The organism is Methylomonas sp. EFPC3 (assembly GCF_029643245.1).
GTDB classification, from domain to species: domain Bacteria; phylum Pseudomonadota; class Gammaproteobacteria; order Methylococcales; family Methylomonadaceae; genus Methylomonas; species Methylomonas koyamae_B.
This window is the reverse complement of record NZ_CP116398.1, coordinates 465,661-483,950: the sequence shown is the minus strand read 5'-3', so window position 1 is coordinate 483,950 and position 18,290 is coordinate 465,661. Positions and strand designations below refer to the sequence as shown.

19 protein-coding genes are annotated in these 18,290 nt (G+C 55.4%); 5 read left to right on the top strand and 14 right to left on the bottom strand.

Translation table 11 applies throughout. The features are described 5' to 3' along the window. Positions 1-107: 107 nt before the first annotated feature. The 3 genes from PL263_RS02170 (at position 108) to PL263_RS02160 (ending at position 2,375) form a co-directional block, all read left to right on the top strand. On the top strand, positions 108-884 hold the full coding sequence (locus PL263_RS02170; RefSeq protein WP_278211486.1) for a hypothetical protein: 777 nt from the start codon (positions 108-110) through the stop codon (positions 882-884). 126 nt (positions 885-1,010) lie between these two features. After that, positions 1,011-1,523 carry a hypothetical protein gene (locus PL263_RS02165; protein WP_278211485.1) on the top strand — a complete coding sequence of 171 codons (513 nt, stop codon included), beginning with the start codon at positions 1,011-1,013 and terminating at the stop codon, positions 1,521-1,523. 108 nt (positions 1,524-1,631) lie between these two features. Then, on the top strand, positions 1,632-2,375 hold the full coding sequence (locus PL263_RS02160; protein ID WP_278211484.1) for a hypothetical protein: 744 nt from the start codon (positions 1,632-1,634) through the stop codon (positions 2,373-2,375). 34 nt (positions 2,376-2,409) lie between these two features. Here the strand turns inward: PL263_RS02160 and PL263_RS02155 are convergent, their stop codons facing one another. Further along, complete coding sequence (locus tag PL263_RS02155; RefSeq protein ID WP_278211482.1) at positions 2,410-2,733, bottom strand: EthD family reductase; 324 nt, start codon at positions 2,731-2,733, stop codon at positions 2,410-2,412. Between the two features lie 364 nt (positions 2,734-3,097). Between PL263_RS02155 and PL263_RS02150 the strand changes: the two genes are divergently transcribed. Next, positions 3,098-3,613 carry a hypothetical protein gene (locus PL263_RS02150; protein WP_278211481.1) on the top strand — a complete coding sequence of 172 codons (516 nt, stop codon included), beginning with the start codon at positions 3,098-3,100 and terminating at the stop codon, positions 3,611-3,613. A 90-nt stretch (positions 3,614-3,703) separates the two neighbouring features. Here the strand turns inward: PL263_RS02150 and PL263_RS02145 are convergent, their stop codons facing one another. The 10 genes from PL263_RS02145 to PL263_RS02100 form a co-directional block, all read right to left on the bottom strand. After that, positions 3,704-4,063, bottom strand: a complete 360-nt coding sequence (locus PL263_RS02145; RefSeq protein WP_278211480.1) for a hypothetical protein — start codon at positions 4,061-4,063, stop codon at positions 3,704-3,706. A gap of 265 nt (positions 4,064-4,328) precedes the next feature. Then, positions 4,329-4,784: a YaiI/YqxD family protein gene (locus PL263_RS02140; RefSeq protein WP_278211479.1), complete on the bottom strand. Its 456-nt coding sequence runs from the start codon at positions 4,782-4,784 to the stop codon at positions 4,329-4,331. A 597-nt stretch (positions 4,785-5,381) separates the two neighbouring features. Next, the gene (locus PL263_RS02135; RefSeq protein WP_278211478.1) at positions 5,382-6,029 is read right to left on the bottom strand and encodes a hypothetical protein; all 648 of its coding nucleotides are present in this window, start codon (positions 6,027-6,029) and stop codon (positions 5,382-5,384) included. A 640-nt stretch (positions 6,030-6,669) separates the two neighbouring features. Beyond that, positions 6,670-6,864 carry a hypothetical protein gene (locus PL263_RS02130; RefSeq protein WP_278211477.1) on the bottom strand — a complete coding sequence of 65 codons (195 nt, stop codon included), beginning with the start codon at positions 6,862-6,864 and terminating at the stop codon, positions 6,670-6,672. Between the two features lie 200 nt (positions 6,865-7,064). Continuing rightward, positions 7,065-7,292 (bottom strand): type II toxin-antitoxin system MqsA family antitoxin, encoded by a 228-nt coding sequence (locus PL263_RS02125; RefSeq protein ID WP_278211476.1) that lies wholly within the window; start codon positions 7,290-7,292, stop codon positions 7,065-7,067. Beyond that, positions 7,289-7,561, bottom strand: a complete 273-nt coding sequence (locus PL263_RS02120; RefSeq protein ID WP_278211475.1) for a DUF4258 domain-containing protein — start codon at positions 7,559-7,561, stop codon at positions 7,289-7,291. The genes PL263_RS02125 and PL263_RS02120 overlap by 4 nt, the downstream gene beginning before the upstream one ends. Positions 7,562-7,583: 22 nt before the next feature. Then, positions 7,584-8,267 (bottom strand): NrdJb, encoded by a 684-nt coding sequence (locus tag PL263_RS02115; RefSeq protein WP_278211473.1) that lies wholly within the window; start codon positions 8,265-8,267, stop codon positions 7,584-7,586. 61 nt (positions 8,268-8,328) lie between these two features. Beyond that, positions 8,329-8,577, bottom strand: a complete 249-nt coding sequence (locus PL263_RS02110) for a DUF2442 domain-containing protein (protein WP_278211472.1) — start codon at positions 8,575-8,577, stop codon at positions 8,329-8,331. A gap of 3 nt (positions 8,578-8,580) precedes the next feature. After that, positions 8,581-8,850 carry a DUF4160 domain-containing protein gene (locus PL263_RS02105; RefSeq protein ID WP_278211471.1) on the bottom strand — a complete coding sequence of 90 codons (270 nt, stop codon included), beginning with the start codon at positions 8,848-8,850 and terminating at the stop codon, positions 8,581-8,583. A gap of 20 nt (positions 8,851-8,870) precedes the next feature. Further along, the gene (locus PL263_RS02100) at positions 8,871-11,021 is read right to left on the bottom strand and encodes an adenosylcobalamin-dependent ribonucleoside-diphosphate reductase (protein ID WP_278211470.1); all 2,151 of its coding nucleotides are present in this window, start codon (positions 11,019-11,021) and stop codon (positions 8,871-8,873) included. Positions 11,022-11,425: 404 nt separating this feature from the next. Here PL263_RS02100 and PL263_RS02095 point away from each other — a divergent pair, with 404 nt between their 5' ends. After that, a complete protein-coding gene (locus PL263_RS02095) occupies positions 11,426-11,743 on the top strand; it encodes a hypothetical protein (protein ID WP_278211468.1) in 318 nt (105 codons plus the stop codon). Positions 11,744-11,779: 36 nt separating this feature from the next. On the opposite strand, the gene PL263_RS02090 is transcribed toward PL263_RS02095, so the two are convergent. The 3 genes from PL263_RS02090 to PL263_RS02080 all read right to left on the bottom strand — a co-directional run bounded on the left by PL263_RS02090 (position 11,780) and on the right by PL263_RS02080 (position 18,206). Next, positions 11,780-16,000 carry a DEAD/DEAH box helicase gene (locus PL263_RS02090; protein ID WP_278211467.1) on the bottom strand — a complete coding sequence of 1,407 codons (4,221 nt, stop codon included), beginning with the start codon at positions 15,998-16,000 and terminating at the stop codon, positions 11,780-11,782. A gap of 127 nt (positions 16,001-16,127) precedes the next feature. Beyond that, positions 16,128-17,015, bottom strand: coding sequence for a succinate--CoA ligase subunit alpha (gene sucD, locus PL263_RS02085; protein WP_140914155.1), 888 nt, complete (start codon positions 17,013-17,015; stop codon positions 16,128-16,130). 9 nt (positions 17,016-17,024) lie between these two features. After that, on the bottom strand, positions 17,025-18,206 hold the full coding sequence (locus PL263_RS02080) for a malate--CoA ligase subunit beta (RefSeq protein ID WP_140914154.1): 1,182 nt from the start codon (positions 18,204-18,206) through the stop codon (positions 17,025-17,027). Positions 18,207-18,290: the final 84 nt, after the last annotated feature.

Genomic DNA, 18,290 nt, shown 5'->3' with positions numbered 1-18,290 from the left:
GTCCGGACGTCGACACGGCCGAAACCGGCGTGGACACTTCGATTCGGTGAAGCTAACGCTAAGCGCCCGATCGATGAAAACTAAATCTTGATTGAGGGGGAGTCGCTATGGTCATTAAAACTTGGCTAGTCATTCTCGGCGGTCTGACCGCTGTCGGCCTGTTTGCTTTGATATTTTTTCTGGCAAAGAGTATGGGCATCACCTTTGGCGTTTATGCCGGTGCGATGCTGGTGTTTTACATCCTGGCGGCTACCACCGTCTCCGCCGCGACCGGATTTTCCGAATTCATCCGCGGTATGTTGGTGGGTAGCAATGCCTCGTTAAACGGCTTGTTGATATTCGAACTGCTCAGCCAGACCGGCAATGCCGGCTTGGCGCAGGGCGTGGCGATCGGCTTTTTCGGCTTGAACCTGTTGGCCATCGTCAAATGGATTTCGCAGTTCGAGGTTTACCAGGCCTTGATCGGCTGGTCTAACTGGTGTCTGCCGATGAGTTGGCCCATCGTGCTGCTGGGCTTGCTGTTTCTGTTGTTCAGCCTGTTGCTGGCCGCCGTCACCGGCTTTCAAGTGCAGTACCTGAAACTGCAAGGTCTGCGCGTGGATTGGCCGACCGGCACGATTTTTGTCAAGGGCGGCCTGATCAGCAATCTCAACGTCTGGGATACCGCCTTCAATATGGGTAATTTCGCCTTCGTCGACATGAATTCCGGCGATTGGCACATCGAACACGAATCCGGCCATTCGCTGAATCTGGGCGCATTCGGCTTTATTTTCCATCTGCTGGGCGCGGTCGACGAATTGGTATTCCGTCAAGGCGACGCCTACTCCGAACGCCTGGCCGACAGCAATGCCGGCGGCGGCAACAACATCCCGATGTGGGCCTGAGCGAAGCGGTTCGCTTGAGTTAATCCGCAACGGCATACCGGCCGCGCCGGTATGCCGCATCTCGCAGCTTGGGTTAAGCGCGATTTTAGGGCAGACTGTGTCATCCTTTGATACCGAATGACGCCGATGCCTGTATTCATAGCCTGCAGCCTGATCCTGACCACCCTGATCGAAACCCATAACCCGGTTTTGCCCTTGCTGAATCTGGAAGCCGTTTGGATGTCCGCAGCCGCCATCGCGGCGATATTCTTGCTGGCGGGCGGCTTTAAACGCCTCAGCAGTGCGGTCTGGCAAGACGGTTTTGCCTGCGCCAGCCTATGGGCTTGGTACGGCTACTGGAAACCGCTGTTCAGCGAAGGTTCGCCGCAATTCAGCGTGTTTCCGGTCTATTTCGCACTGCTCGCCGCCTTGATGCTGTTCGGGTTTATCAACCGCAGCCCGCGCTTCGATTGGGAGTCCCAGGAAACCTTCCGCTACTTCGAGACCTACCTGTCCCGCGTCACGCCGGGTTTGATTGCCGCATTGGTACTGGTGTGTCTGGCGCTGCCGGAACATTATCTATCGTTCCCGTTGGCGATGACCTTCTTCATCATCCGGAGTGCGTTCCAGCGTTGTATCGAAATCATAGACCGCCTTTGACCGGCCGCGCCGGAAGCCGGCTTATACGCCGTTTACCGTTCGACGCCAGTCATCCTTATCCGCCGTAAGGTATCCGGTTATACTAAGCATACGCCGTCGAAACCCCTAATGCCGGGTAAGGCCAAGCCGTTGGTCCGCAAGCTGCGGCGGCAAGCGGGGCGTCTGACAAACGTAGCGAATCAGATTTTGGAGGGTGCGACCATGCTGGTGGAAGAAGGCGAGAAGATCAAAGTTCTAGTCAGAGATTTCTTTAAAAAAGGCCATAAGTCCAGTAACAAGCTTTACGACGTGGACCTTAGCGGGCATGCCGTTCTGAAGAATATGAGTACTAAAGGCACGACCCGATATCAGCAAGCGCGCGAGTCTGGCAAACACAGACTCAAAGACACCACGTCTCACTTGGACTTGGCCGAGAAATTGGTCAAGATGACCATTGCCGACCGATCAGGCAACTGCGGCGAAATGGCAGCCATGAGCGCGTATTACGCGAAGAAAATCTACAATATCAAGCGCGACTTACTCTATATCGGCATCGTTTACGACAAAGGCGACCACGCTTTTTGCCTGGTGTCCCAGGAAGCGATCCCCGATTCGGCGCAAGACTATGCGTCGATGGCCGATTTCACCAAACTTAAAGTGGCCCAGTCCTGGTTGATCATCGATCCCTGGCTGAATACCGTTTGCTACGCATCCAACTACCTGACCAAAAGCGGTGAGAAACTCGAGAAATGGGCCTCGGAAGGCAAGCGCGTGGCCTGGGCTGAAGGCTCTCAAGGCGCCGGCTGGTACGTGCCAAACGGCGAATACAAGATCGAGTTCGGCAAAGCGCCGGTGTTGTTGGAGCCTTTCTAGCCGCCCGCTCTCACTACAATAGCGGCTAACTGTACTACGCCGAAATCAACACGTCGTTGAGCTGAATCACCGGTTCAATATCGGTGTAATTCGGCATATCGCCCTGTAGCTCGGCGGCATGCGGCATAAACGCCGCCAAAAAATCGTCCACCGATTCGAACAGAAAATTACACATCGCGACGTAAGCCGGCTCGCTACCCGGCACCGCGCCGCTAAGCCCCCGCTCGACCGACACCCCGCGATACCCTGGGTGCGCGCTGAGGCGTGCTATCGACAGCGGCATGTGGGAATCCAGGTAATAAGCAAAATCGAAGCGGGCACCCGCCTGGTTAGGGTACAGAATACTGATTTTTTTCATCTCCACCTCCTGGTTGCAACCGAAATCAAACGCTATAAAAACAGTGCCGCTCCAGCGTCGGCATAGCCAACACCGAAACCGGGCGGCTTAATCCTCGCCGGCAGACCGGGCCAGCAAGCAGTCCAGTTGGTTGGCGAAGGTTTACACGTCGCGCGGATTCGCGACGGCTGCTTTTTAAATGCCGGTCCGCAAACCGGCGTGAAATTTGACTGCGCGGTAGCGACCCCATAAACCAAGGCATTTCAATCACAACATGCACCGGATTACACGATCGACGCGCTACGCTTCGTTCCGCAGCTAAGGCCCTGCAGCGAATTCGCCGGCCGCGCTATAATCCGCCGAAAACAGCCAGCAGGAGAAAATCATGGCGGAATCCGGCCCTAACGCCACCATCATTGCTACCGTAATCACCGTGATCGGCTCGGTCGCGGTCGCGGCGATCAGCAATTGGGATAAAATTTTCCCCAAACCGCAAGTCTCTCCGCCGCCGGTAACCGCAGTCGCGCCGGAGCCGGCCGCCAATCCATCCCCGCCCCCCAGCGGCAAACCCCAAGTCGCCCCGCCGGTGCCGGTCATCGATATCAGCGGCACTTGGTACAACCCCGCCGCACCGACCAACGGCTCGCGCATCGTCCAGCAAAATACCGGTTTTCAATTCAGCAGTTGGGGCATGCTGCCGCAAGGCATAGGCTACGAGTCCAAGGGCAGCGGGACAGTCGTCGCCCAGAACATCAGCTACAACTATTTCGCCCAATATCAAAACGGCTGGACCTCGCAGGGCAATTGCAGCGGCACTGTCAGCAGCGACGGCAACCAGATCACCGCGACCTGCAGCGACAACGTGTTGGGAACCTTCGTTTCCACCGGCATCAAGCAGTAAACTCAGACTACAGGCCGCCAAGCACCGGCAGCCGCAGCCTCAAGAAGCCTCGCCGATAAATTGAGGCTTAACAGCGGCGCAAACGTGCGTTTAAGCGGCGGAAATGCCGCAGCAAGGGCATTTCCAATCGGCGTGCGCCGGCGGTTTGGGATGGACGGTATTGCCCAGTTTTTGGGTACCGCCGAAATCGTGAAAGTTGCGGCACACTTTTTCGAACGCCGCTTGCGGCGACACCGCGTAGCTGAACTTGAATTTGGGGTATTTACCGACATGCTGCTTCAACCGCACGTTGAGATCTTCTTCAGCCCGCCCGACATACTTAACGACGAATTTATGCGTGTTTTGATTGATGACTCCCAGGGCATAATTGCCCTCGGAGATTTTGGTAACCAATTCGTCGATCTTAGCCAGGCTCAGATCATAAGCGCCGTACATATCCAGTGAAGCCATAATTTACTCCGGTAAAGCCCTGCGTTAAACGTCGGGCAACATCGCCCCTATGCCCGATCATACTCCCTATTGCAGAAACATCTGGTTTTATTGGGTATCCGCCGCGATCGGCCGTAACACTTTTTGATTGCGGCCATGATCCAAAGCTGGAGTTGCGGTCGATTGAACTAGCCCAAAACGGACAGAAACAATCTCCCGACGGCATGCGAGAGTAACGTGATAGGCAAAATCGAAGCCGACCCAGCTAGCACCTGAATCGAGCAGCTTAACGCTCGCCGGCAGGCCGGGCCAGCAAGCGGTCCAGTTGGTTGGCAAAGGCTTGGACGTCGCGCGCACTCAACGCCGCCGGGCCGCCGGTATCGACACCGCTGCTGCGCAAGCCGTCCATGAAGTCGCGCATCGCCAAACGTTCGCCGATATTGTGTTCGCTGTAACGCTCGCCGCGCGGATCGATAACGTGGCCACCTTTGGCGATCGCTTGCGCCGCCAGCGGAATATCGCCGGTCACGACCAAATCCCCCGCCACCATACGCTGCACGATCTCGTTATCCGCCACGTCGAAGCCCCCTGCGACGCGCAGCATACGGATATAACGCGACGGCGGGATTGGGATGCTTTGGTTCGCCACCAGCGTGGTCGTCAACTGGCAGCGCTCCGCCGCCCGAAACAGAATGTCTTTGATCGCCTTGGGGCAGGCGTCGGCGTCGATCCAGATTTGCATGAGTATGGTGTGTTTTGTTTTAGCGGTGTCGCCATCGCGACGATTGATTTACGTCGGGTCTCGGCCCGACAGCCGAGATACTTTCTTTTGCGTCGCCAAAAGAAAGTATCCAAAGAAAAGGCGACCCGGCAGTCCGCCTAGCTCACTCGGCTCATCCCAGAGCCTCGCCCTTCGGATGCTTCGCATGCGAAATAACGGGACCAACCCCGAACCGGTCCCGCAGGTAATCAGCAGCTTACCGGGCAGCAAAATAATGCTCATTGGTATGCTTCCGGCCAGCCGGCGTTAAATCAGGCTTCACGATATCTACACAACTAATACAGTTTCTGGTTCCCAAACTCCAGTTTGGGAACTTTAGCTTGAAAGCTCCAGCTTTCGTTAATTTAACCGAGAAGCGACAGCTTCCAAGATCAGGTAACCAAGCCGGAGCTTGGTTACCAGTCAAAAGGATGGTTTTCGTAGCGAAAGTATCTCGGTTGCCGGTCCGCGAACCGGCGTTAAATCAATCCTCGCGATAGCGAATCATCATTTATGCGAATCAGAAATTCTTCATTTCAATAAAATCATACGTCTGATTACGCTAAAACAAATCGGTTTCTACGAGGGCTTTTTCTCTAAAATTTTGTCGTTCAATATGTCTCTAAATAGAGCTTTGAACATATTGCTAAACGTTTCGTCTGCCGCGTCGCTCGGCGTATTCCCCGCTACAGGAAGCAACCACAACCCAATCCAAGTTGACAGGCTATCTTCGTAAGAATAGGTTTTTAGAAGTTTGCCACTTTTGTCATAAACCTTGCCAGTCAAGGTATAGTTATCCGTGGCAACACTCGGTATTACAAAAAGGGTAAGACCGGTGATCAAGCCCGCACCAGCTGCTTTGCCTGCGCTCCCGTGATTTAGCATTTCAATCTTCAAAACAAAATCCATATTTTGAGCTTGAAAGGTTTCAAACGAATAATCTTTGAATAACGACAAGTCATTTGCCAATTTTTCAATTAATCTTTTTAGAGTCGGCAATGGCGCTGCGGATTCAACATATCCTTTTTCATCACCGGATGATAAATTAGTCAGGAATGTAATTGGGATATAAACACTTGGCTTATTTGCCACATACTCTTGAGAAATCGAGATATCTTCGACTTTGGCAATTTTATGATCTGGAAAAGACGCGCAACCTGAGAAAATCAGCGACGCAAAAATGATAATTCCACGCAAAGACAAGAGTATTGATTGTAACTGGCTCATGGACATCCCTCTAGTTTATAAATCCAAGGTTTCAAAACAGACGTTATAGAAAAACAGCAGTGAATTCAACAGGTTTTAAATTCCGCGTGGGCACAAAAACCGTGCCCACCCTACGCGACTTTAGCTTGAAAGCTCCAGCTTTCGTTAATTTAATCGAGAAGCAAGAGCTTCCAAGATCAGGTAACCAAGCCGGAGCTTGGTTACCAGTCAATGCCCTGTGGCAAAACCAGTCAAAAAGGGCCGCAACGCGGCCACACCTTTTCGCGCGAAGCGCATACCCAATCCCCTATGCCGCGCCGAGCACCGGAGGGTTTGGGCGGAACAGCCCGGCAGGGGCGCGGCAGGGATGCTGCGCGTTTTCGGAGGGCTAGGACAGCCCTTCCGAAAACCCCGCTCAAACCCTTCGGCGCGGAGGATCAAAGCGGCATCGGGGTGGCCTTTTCTTTGGATACTTTCTTTTGGCCAAACAAAAGAAAGTATCGCGGTTGCCGGTCCGCGAACCGGCGTTAAATTAAGCCTCGCGGTAGCGAATCATTGTTGATCCAAACCGACAAATCCGCGTGGGCACAAAAACCGTACCCACCCTACCCGACTTGATCAATGTAAATAATACCTGGGCTACATTTGTAGCCCAGGATTTTTAGACCATCAATGCAATTATCATTTCAGCAATCTCTTTTAGAATTACCAAAACTTTAGCCACATCAATGGTGATTTTTAATGAAATCTTCTTCATAGGAGTTTCCCATAAAGAGCAGATTCCAAGGCCTTGGAAAACTGCGTTAATACGCGGCCTTCCTTTGGTGGTTACGAAATTTTTGGTGGAGTGATCCATCAAGTTTCTTTGCCACCTTACGATGTGAATGCCTCCACACCGGGGATTGCTTCGCGTCGAGAGAGTGTTCACTCGGCTCGGTGCTCCCAATTCTCATATCTTTACTATGACTTTTTGTAAATTCTTATAAAACTTTTTGACAAACACTTAAGGCGGTTCGCCTATCGGCATCCAGCTTACCAATCCAACCGAAATCGCAGTCAGGCAGCCCGATATTGCCTAATATCGAGTTCAACGCCGGCATTAACAGCGGATTCAGCCTGCTCGAGAATTGAGGCGGTAATGTTTTCGTTGAAAAACTCTTCCCCGCAGTTATTACAAATCTGCGCCGGAACGTTTTTAAAAATCAAAGTCGCTCCGCCTCTTTCCAACGTCATGCTTGCAGTACCGTTAATCGTTTCGCCATGTTTGCAAATTGGACATTTCATGACTTTTTCCTCTTAAAATCGCATTCCCACAGTTTTGGATCAGGGCGATAAGCCGTGATGATAATCGTCTGACCGTTTTCCGATTGCGCAGATAAAACGTGAATTGGGTTTCCGTCGATCCAACCCAAAATCAAACGACTGGGGTACGGAGTATCGTTTGGATAATCCGAAATTATTTCGCCTGACGATAATACCGAACGAATATCCTCATCACGGATACTGCGTTCGAACATGCGAATGATCGCATGTTTACGATATATCAAATCCATTGAATAACATCAGGCGAAATTATTAACCACACTTCGACTCCCCACAATTCAAACAAGTCATACACCCATCCATCAACACCATCGCCTTAGTCGAACACTTCACGCACAACACCGCCTTTTCCGGAAACGCCTGGGCATCCGATTCACCATGCGCGGCTTCGAATTCGCGGCGTTTTTCGGCCAGGAACTGTTTTTGGTGGTCGGTCATTTTTTCCGGCTTGATCATGCCGATGTGTTTCATGTGCGACTCGATCGCGGAGCCGATTTCGGCGACCAAGGACGGCATGAACACGCCGCCTTTTTTGAAGTAGCCACCGCGCGGGTCGAACACCGCTTTCATTTCTTCCACCAAAAAGGTGGCATCGCCGCCTTTACGAAACACCGCCGAGATCACCCGGGTCAAGGCCAGTACCCACTGGAAATGCTCCATGTTTTTGGAGTTGATGAAGATTTCGTAAGGCCGGCGCTCTTCGTGCGCTGTACCTTCGTTGAGCAGCATGTCATTGATGGTGATGTACAAGGCGTGTTCGGACTGCGGGGTTTTGATTTTGTATGTCGAGCCGAGCAGCATTTCCGGCCGTTCGACGTTTTCGTGCATCGACTCCAACGAGGGTTTTTCCGCTTCAGCTTGTTGCACCGCTTCCGCGCTGTCTTTGCTCAGCACTTTGTAGCCGACGATTTTTTTGTTGATTTTGTGTAGGGTCATGTCGTTTACCTAAAAAGGTTATCGACTCGCCGATGTAACGAGCCGTGTATGTTCTTAAAAATCAGGAGGCGTTTGCCAGTTTTACCGAATCGAGGTAGAGCGTATCCGGGCAAATATCCTGCTCGTGTGGCCAGACCACCGTGCCGTCGACCACGGCGGCGCGTTTGAAATACTGCCTGTCGCTCAATTCCTTGAATACGCCGAAATCCAACAAGGGTTTGCAGTCGTAAACGCCTTGACTACCGTCGGTGAACTCCAACATTAACGAGTAGTCGTCGCTGGCTTGTACCGATTTGACTCTCGGATTCATGGCTTACCTCAACGGTTCGATTTTGTAGGGTTGCTCGCCGGTAACAGCCAGTTGCCAGTCGGCAATCAGTTCGTCCTTATGCAGCTCGATCCAAGCTTGCAGCAATTTCATTTGGGCTTTGGGTATCTCGCCTTCCAGAACTTCGCCTTCGGGAATCGCGACTACGACTTCGTAATCTTGGTATTTGGCATGGATATGCGGCAGTTTGTGCTGCTTGTTATCCAGAAAATACATATAGACGATGATGCCGTAAAACATTGAAATCGCTGGCATGGCAAATCTCCCAAGACGAATCAAAACTTCCCGTAATACCCTTCCTTCAACGCGTCGAACAAATTGGCCGCGGTGTGAATTTCGCCGTCGTATTCCACTTCGTCGTTGCCTTTGAATTCAACCACGTGGCCGTCTTCCAGCGTAAATTGGTAGGTGGTGTTTTCCAGATCCGATTCCTTGACCAATACACCCTGGAACACTTCCGGATTGAAGCGGAAGGTGGTGCAGCCTTTCAGGCCTTGCTCGTAGGCGTATTCGTAGATCGACTTGAAGTCTTCGTACGGGTAATCGGTCGGCACGTTGGCGGTTTTCGAGATCGACGAGTCGATCCAGCGTTGGGCGGCGGCCTGGATGTCGACGTGCTGTTTGGGTGAAATGTCGTCGGCGGCGATGAAATAGTCCGGCAATTTTTGTTTGGGATCGTCGCTGTACGGCATCGCGTCCGGATTGACCAGATGGCGGTAGGCCAGCAGTTCAAAGGAAAATACGTCGATTTTTTCCTTGGATTTTTTACCCTCGCGGATCACGTTGCGCGAATAGTGGTGGGCAAAGCTGGGCTCGATGCCGTTGCTGGCGTTGTTGGCCAAGGACAAGGAAATGGTGCCGGTCGGGGCGATCGAGCTGTGGTGGGTAAAGCGACAGCCGACTTCGGCCAGTTCCGCTACCAATTCCGGCTCTTCCTGGGCGACTTTCTGCATGTAACGGCTGTACTTGGCGTGCAAAACCCGGCCCGGCACCTGGTCGCCGAGTTTGTAGCCGTCGGCTTTCATTTCCGGACGTTTGTGCAGCATTTCGCCGGTGACTTCGAACATCTGTTCCATGATCGGCGCCGGGCCTTTTTCCTTGGCCAGCTCCAGGCCGGTGCGCCAGCCTTCCAAAGCCAGTTCCTTGGTGACTTGTTCGGTAAAGGCCAGCGAATCGGCGTCGCCGTATTTCATGCCGAGCATGGTGATGGTCGAGCCCAAGCCCAAGTAGCCCATGCCGTGGCGGCGCTTACTGGTGATTTCGTCGCGCTGTTTTTCCAGCGGCAAGCCGTTGATTTCCACAACGTTGTCCAGCATGCGGGTAAAGATGCGGATGGTCTTGCGGTAATCGTCCCAATCGAATTTAGCTTCCTTGCCGAACGGTTGGTGGACGAAGCGGGTCAGGTTGATCGAACCGAGCAGGCAGGAGCCGTAAGGCGGCAACGGCTGTTCGCCGCAGGGATTGGTGGCACGGATGTGCTCGCAGAACCAGTTGTTGTTCATCTCGTTGACCTTGTCGATCAGAATGAAACCCGGTTCGGCGTAATCGTAGGTGGAGGACATGATGATGTCCCACAGGCGGCGGGCCGGCATCACTTTGGTAATGCGGCAAGCCACCAGGCCGGCTTCGTTGACCACATACCCCTTCTTATTGGGCAGATCGCGCCAGATGATTTTGCTGCTGTCGGTCAAGTCCAGTTGGTCGGCGGTGGCTTCCCGCTCGGTGATCGGGAACGACAACGGCCACTGACCGTTGTTTTTGACCGCTTCGACGAATTCGCTGGTAATCAATAGCGACAGGTTGAACTGGCGCAAACGGCCGTCTTCACGTTTGGCGCGGATAAAGTCGACCACGTCCGGGTGGGCCACGTCGAACGTCGCCATTTGCGCGCCGCGACGGCCGCCGGCCGACGACACGGTGAAACACATCTTGTCGTAAATATCCATGAACGACAGCGGGCCGGAGGTGTAGGCGCCGGCGCCGGAGACGTAAGCGTCGCGCGGGCGCAGAGTGGAAAACTCGTAGCCGATGCCGCAACCGGCTTTCAAGGTCAGGCCGGCTTCGTGGACTTTGCGCAAAATGTCGTCCATCGAGTCTTCGATGATGCCGGATACGGTGCAGTTGATGGTAGACGTGGCCGGTTTATGCTCCAGCGCGCCGGCGTTGGAAACGATACGGCCGGCCGGAATCACGCCTTTGCGCAAGGCCCACAGAAATTCCTTGTAATGCTTTTCCTGCAAGGCTTTGGTTTTCTCCACACTGGACAAGGCCTTAGCGACCCGCTTGTAGGTATCGTCGATGGTGTCGTCGATGGCGCGGCCGTCCTTGGTCTTCAAACGGTACTTGCTGTCCCAGATGTCCAGCGAAGCGCTTTGCAGCGGAATATCGGTATCGTTTGACGTCACAACATGAAGTTTTGCGGTCATTCGTAGCTTCCCTTGTTATTTTTGAGTTGATTACGGAACGGTGTTGCCGGCTGGGCCGGTACGCCGGAATGTTCGATGCGGCAAGCGGTGCGACATAAATTAGCCCGCTCAATGCATACTGGATATAGTGCTTTGTAAAAATACTAGCACAATATATTGTGTTAACCGCGGATTTTTTTACTAGTGATTCGCTACTTTCGTACTTGTTTTTTTAACTCAACGGCTTAGCGGAAACTGTTAATTCGGCAGGCTACAATTGCCGCCGGTTGGCAGCGGCGGCGGGTTAAGGCGGGGTTAATAAATCCGGCTAAAATGCGGATACCGGTGCAGCATCTCTAACGCGCCGGACAGCCACCCTGCGGCATCAGCGGCGGTGGGACAAACCTATTTTAGAAGAGGCGAACATGAACAACTTTACTAAAGCCGGCCTGCTGGCCGTTATGGCGCTTTGCCAACCCGCCTGGGCCGAGGTCGATATGCCGCGCGTCGACCGCCGCCAGGAAATCCAGGAACAACGCATCGAGCAAGGTATCGAGTCCGGCGAGTTGACCCGGCGCGAAGCCAAGCGCCTGGAGCATCAACAGATGCGGATCGAACGTCAGGAAAACGCGGCTCAGGCCGACGGCGTTGTCACGCCGGCGGAGCGGGCCCGGCTGAATCACCAGCAAAACAAGGCCAGCCGCAACATCGCCCGCAAAAAACACAATCTACGCCAACCATGAGCGCTCGGAAAATCCGGCTGCGGCCGGATTTTCGTGTTAAGCGTCCCCTTTCATCAAACTCAGCAATTCGTCCGCCGAGACTTTGCCGCTGACGTCTGCGCCGTCCAGCAGGCTATCCGCCAAATCGCGTTTGTGGCTATGCAAGGCGACGATTTTTTCCTCGATGGTCTGCTTGGCAATCATCCGGTAGATCGTCACCGGCCGCTGCTGGCCCATGCGGTGGGCGCGGTCGGAAGCCTGGTCTTCCACAGCCGGGTTCCACCACGGGTCCATGTGGATCACGTAGTCGGCGGCGGTCAGGTTCAAACCGACGCCGCCGGCTTTCAGGCTGATCAAAAACAATTCACCGTTGCCGCGCTGAAAGGCATCCACCCGTTGCTGGCGTTCTTTGGCCGGGGTGCTGCCGTCCAGATATTGGTAAGCGATGCCGCGCTGCTCGACGTATTCCTTGATCAATTGCAGATGGTCGACGAACTGGCTGAACACCAGCGCTTTGTGCTTGTTCTCCAGCAATTCGTCGACAATATCGCCGAAGGCCGCCAATTTACTGCTGGGCAAAGCCACGCCGGAATTGACCAGGCGGGTATTGCAGCAACTGCGCCGCAGCTTGCTGATTGCGGCCAGAATCTGCAATTGTTTTTGCCCGGCCGGCGTCTCGGCAGAGGCCAAGGCTTCCAGCGTTTGCCGGCGTAGCGCTTCGTAAAACGCCATTTCTTCCGCACTGAGTTCGACGTAAACCGGTATCTCGGTCCGCGGCGGCAATTCCTGCAACACTTGGGTTTTGGTGCGGCGCAGGATGAAAGGCTGGATCAGTTTCTTCAACCGGTAGCGGGCCTCGGGGTTGGCATCGCGCTCGATCGGCCCGGCAAATTGGCGGTTGAATTGTTCCAGCGAGCCCAACAAGCCAGGGTTGATGAAACGGAACAGGTTCCACAATTCGCCCAAATGGTTTTCCAACGGGGTGCCGGTCATGATCATTTTGAAATCGGCCTGCAAATTCATCGCTCCTTGCGAGCGGCGGGTGGCGATGTTTTTGATCCATTGCGCCTCGTCCAGAATCACGGTCCGGAACCGGATCTGGGCCAGTATCTCCGCCACGGTTTCCTGCTGCAGCAAGCCGTAACTGCAAATCAGCAGATCGTATGACCCCAGGCTTTCTATCACACCCTGGCGGTCGCCGCCGGCCAGGATTTGCGGGCTCAAGGTCGGGGCGAAGCGGCGCGCCTCGTTTTCCCAATTCATGCAAACCGAAGTCGGCGCGACGATCAGGCTGGGCCCGTCCGGCGCCCGCGCCAACAACAAGGCCAAGCCCTGCACGGTTTTGCCCAGGCCCATGTCGTCGGCCAGACAAGCGCCGACGCCCCAATGCGCCAGCCGCGCCAGCCAGCGAAAGCCGGCGGTCTGGTAGTCGCGCAGCTCGGCCTGGAAGGTCGACGGCAGTTGCGGCTGGTAGTCGCGCGAGTCTTTCAGCCGTTGCAACTGGTTCTGCCAATGCTGGTCGGCCTGAAATCCAGCCTCGTCCTGCCAGTCTTCCAGCGTCAATGCCGCCAGCGGATTGAGCCGGACTTTCTTACCGCTCAGATCCGCGTATGCTCTAAGATCTTCCAGTCGGCGACGAAATTCTTCGGTCAGTGCAAAAAACTGGCCGTCTTTCAATTTGAGGAAGCGGCCCTGGCGCTCGTCCAACAAACCCAGCAATTGGCGGATTTCGACTACGGTATTGTCGTCGACCCGCAATTCGCCCTGGACGCTGAACCAGTCGTTATCGCGTCTGACTTGCACGCTCAACCCGGTGCCCACCGTCTGTCCGAGCAGCTTGAATTTGACGCCTTCCGGCCATTCCAGAATCGCCACCCCTTCGTTCAACCCCTGCAATTGCAGCAATAATTCCAGGCACTGTTCGACCTGCTCCAACAAATATTCGCCGGCAGCGTCTTGTTCGGCCATGCTCAGCACCGGACAAGCTTGCAACAGGTCGAGTGCGCGCCGCTTTTCCAACGCCAAGTCGCGCACGGCCTGCACCGCGCGGCCGTCCAGCTCGGCCAGCACGCTCTCGCCGCCGTGGCCCGGACGGTAATAGGCGCCGCCGTCGGCCAAGGGCCGAATCAACACCGCCACCCGCAAGCCTTCGCCCAGCGGCAGGAGATGTACCCGCGGCGTACTGTCGGCGGCAACCTGCTCGGCGTTGGCGGAGCTGCCGCCGATATCGGAATGTACGGTCAACACGCCGGAAATCGCCGTCAGGGCCTGCAATACCCGTTCTTGCGCCGAAGCCGGCGCTTCGAGGCCGTTTGGGCCGAGGACGCCGTGAATTTTATGGTGCTCGGCGCTGAATTCGATCACCCGCAATCGGGTCGGGGTTTCCTTGCCGACATGAAATTTCTGCTCGTAACCGGGTTGCGGTTCCAGCGTGATCTTGATTTTGCCGCCGCCGTCCAGTTTCTTGACCCGCAACTCGGCATCGCCTTTCAAGACTTCCACTCTGGCGTCCGGCGTATCGGCCCAAAACAATAGCGGGTGGCCGATCAAGGCTTGCGGCATGCCGCTGTCGAAATCGAAGAACGTGGTACCGCCGTACCAGCCGCTATCCCGGTATTCCTTGATGTGGGAGCACAGTTTCAAGTCCTGTTCGGTCAAATAATCGAACTGGTCGGTTTCCTGCGCCAGCCGCTTCAAGGCCACCGCCCGGCCCTTGCTCCAACCACCCTTGGCTTGCAACTTTTGTTCGCGCGGCTCGATCCGCACCCGATGGCCTTGCTCGTCGTAAGCCAACAGCCAGACCAATCGGGTCGGTTTATCCACGGCGGGCGCACTGGTAGTTTTTTTATCGGCCACCGGGAGATTTGCCAGCGCATCCAGCGCCACTTCCCAATCGGCACGACTGGCGAATAGATCTCTCAAAGCCGGACGGCCTTGCAGAAACTCGCTATCCCATTGCTTGGAACGCGGCGGCTCAATGACTTTGAACACGGTTGCCAACTCGGCGGCCGGCCAGCGGTAGCCGTTATCCTGCAGGTGCCGGTATAGTTTCTGGGTCAGCGGATCGACTCGTTGGAAATGGTCGGCTTTGACCCAAAACTTGACCAGCAGCGACATCAGAGGCAATAGCAGCGGCGGCGTGTGTAAGGTCTCCGGTAACCCGCTGTCGCGATAACCATCGCCGATTTTGTAGGGTGGCTCCGGCGCCAGCAATTGGCTGCGCAGCTGCAGTTCGCCTTGCAGGAAGCGGTTGAACAAGGCCAGATCGTGGTAAACGCCGATCCAGTAACCGTCGCCCTTGATCGCTTGGTTCAGCAGCGTACCCAGCTTGGCGCGCTGTTTGGCATCATTGTGCTTCAGAATCGCCAATGGATAAAACACGCCGGCCAGACCGTAGAAGTAGGCGTTGCGCTGACCGGCCAGCTTGCGCTGCGCCGCCAGCGCCGCATCGTAGAGTTTGACGGCTTCGGCATGGTCGCCGCGCAGAAAAGCCAGCGCCGCGGCCAGCGCCTGCAATTCGGGATCGGCTGCGCCGCAAGTCCGAGTCGCCACCGTTTCCCAGTCGCCGCGCAGCAATTGCAACTCCAGACCGATCCGATTCAGAAACCCGAGGCCTTCGCCGTTATCGGCGAACATCAAACTCGCCAGCAATTCGTCGAGTTTCGGATCGGCATAAAGGTACAGCAGCTGATGCATTCCGGCGTAAGCGGCCAAGCCGACCAACAATTGCGGATGGTTTTTGCTGAACCAGGCGCTATCCAGCGGATTCAAAAACCAGGACAGATACAACTCATTGGCCGGCGGCAACTTGCCCAGATAGCGCTCGCCGCTTTCCAGGCATTCGTCGACCTTGCGATAGTCGCCGCGGTAAAACTGCAACCGCGCATCGCGGATACAATCCTCGACGCTGCCGTAACGGTAGTAGCCAATACCGGGCGGATTGGCCGCCAACACGGCCGACGCATAGCGTTTGAATTCGCCGGCATCGACCATTTGCCTGGCGATGACTTCCACCAAAGTCCGGCAACAACGGCTACCGCCGGATTTGGCGTTTTCGTCGATCAGCCCCAATTTCAATAGCGGCTTCAGGCGGCTTTTGACGATATCGGACTTCAATGCTTTACCGGCTTCCTTGATGCCCAAGGCGGCCAAACATTTGGCCAGATTGGTCGGCGAACTGTAACCGTAATACAGGGCCAGCAGCTTCATGATGGTCTGCTGGTCGGCGGTCAGCGATTGGTAAGCTTTGAGGCGCTCTACTAAACGTGCGGATTGCATGATGCGACGGAAAACAAAAACTAACGATGGTAACAGCTTGCCGCCGCGGGATGAAGCCGGGATAACGCGCAGGACAAAAAAAAGCCCGCTTAGCGGGCTTTCTCTCTTAAGTGCCGGACTGCTCGGCCTAGAGCTTGGCCAGTACTCTGGCCACGGTTTCGCCCATCGCGGCCGGCGTCGGCGCGATGGTGACGCCGAGTTCTTGCAACATTTCGACTTTTTCCGCCGCCGATTCGCCGGACGCCGAAATGATCGCGCCGGCATGACCCATGCGTCGGCCTTTGGGTGCAGTCAAACCGGCGATGTAGGCTACCACCGGTTTGCTCATGTTTTCCTTGGCAAACACGCCGGCTTCGACTTCCTGCGGTCCGCCGATCTCGCCGATCATCATGACCACTTTGGTTTCCGGGTCCTGCTCGAAACGCTCGAAAATGTCGCGATGCGAGCTGCCGTTGATCGGGTCGCCGCCGATACCGACCGAGGTCGACACGCCGATGCCCAGCCGCTTCATTTGGTCGGCAGCCTCGTAACCCAAGGTACCGGACCGGCCGACGATGCCGACGTTGCCCGGCATGTAGATGTGGCCCGGCATAATGCCCAGCATCGACTTGCCGGGGCTGATGGTACCGGCGCAGTTAGGACCGGTCAGCACCATGCGCTTTTCTTTCGGAAACCGGCTCAGGAAGATTTTGACTTTCATCATATCCTGGGTCGGGATACCGTCGGTGATTGCCACGCAGTATTTAATCCCGGCTTCGGCCGCTTCCATGATCGAATCGGCCGCGTAAGCCGGCGGCACGAAAACGATGCTGGCTTCGGCGCCGGCTTGGTCGACGGCTTCCTTGACGGTATTGAACACCGGCCGGTCCAGATGTTTCTGGCCGCCTTTGCCGGGGGTAATGCCGCCGACCACGTTGGAACCGTAGTTGATCATGTCCTGAGCGTGAAAGGTACCGATCTTGCCGGTAAAGCCCTGGACGATGATACGAGTGGATTTATCGATAAAAATTGCCATGTTGTTTCCTTATCCTAGGGCCGCGACGACTTGGTTACGGGCTGCAACCGCCTTCTCGGCGGCTTCCGCCAAAGTGTCGGCAGTGATGATCGGTAAGCCGCTGTCTTCGATGATTTTGCGGCCCAACTCGACGTTGGTACCGGACAGGCGTACCACCAGCGGCACTTTCATATCGATGTTTTTCACGGCCTGCACCACGCCTTCGGCAATCCAGTCGCAACGGTTGATACCGGCGAAGATGTTGACCAGCATGGCTTTAACGTTTTTGTCTTGCAATACCATGCGGAAGGCTTTTTCGGTCCGTTCCGCCGAAGCGCCGCCGCCGACGTCCAAAAAGTTGGCCGGCTCGCCGCCCGCCAGCTTGATCATGTCCATCGTCGCCATCGCCAGGCCCGCACCGTTGATCATGCAGCCGATGTCGCCGTCCAGGCCGACATAGCTCAATCCGCGGTCGGCCGCGGCCATTTCCCGCGGGTCTTCCTGAGTCTTGTCGCGCAATTCGGAAATTTTTTGGCGGCGGAACAAGGCGTTGTCGTCGAAGCCCATTTTCGCGTCCAGGGCGATGATGTCGCCGTGTCCGGTCACGACCAACGGGTTGATCTCGACCATGTTGGCGTCCAGGTCGCGCATGGCGCGGTAGCAGCCTTGAATCAGTTTAACCGCGTGCGGCACCTGGTCGGCATCCAGCCCCAGCGCGAACGCCATTTCCCGAGCTTGAAAATCCTGCAAGCCGACCGCCGGCTCGATGTGGATTTTTTTGATCGCATCAGGGTTGGTCTCGGCCAGTTCTTCGATTTCCATACCGCCTTGCGCCGAGCCGACCATGACGATTTTTTCGTGAGCGCGGTCGATCAGCAAGCTGAAATACAACTCTTTGGCGATGTCGGTGCCGGCTTCGACGTACAGGCGCAAACATTGTTTGCCGGCCGGCCCGGTTTGGTGAGTGACCAGGCGTTTTCCCAACAAGGCGTTGGCGGCGTCGCTGACTTCCTCGTGGGTTTTGCAGACTTTGATGCCGCCGGCTTTGCCGCGGGCGCCGGAATGAATCTGGGCCTTGACCACCCAGACATGGCCGCCGATTTCGCGTGCGCGTTGCACGGCGTCCTCCGGGCTGTAGGCCAAGCCGCCGTCGGCGATCTTTACACCGTATTCGGACAGCAATTGTTTTGCTTGGTACTCATGAATGTCCATGGGTTCTCTCGTGGAATTGGAAAATGTAGGTTGGGTTTACCCTTCTGGCATAAAAGCGAAGCGTAACCCAACATTAAAAGCCGT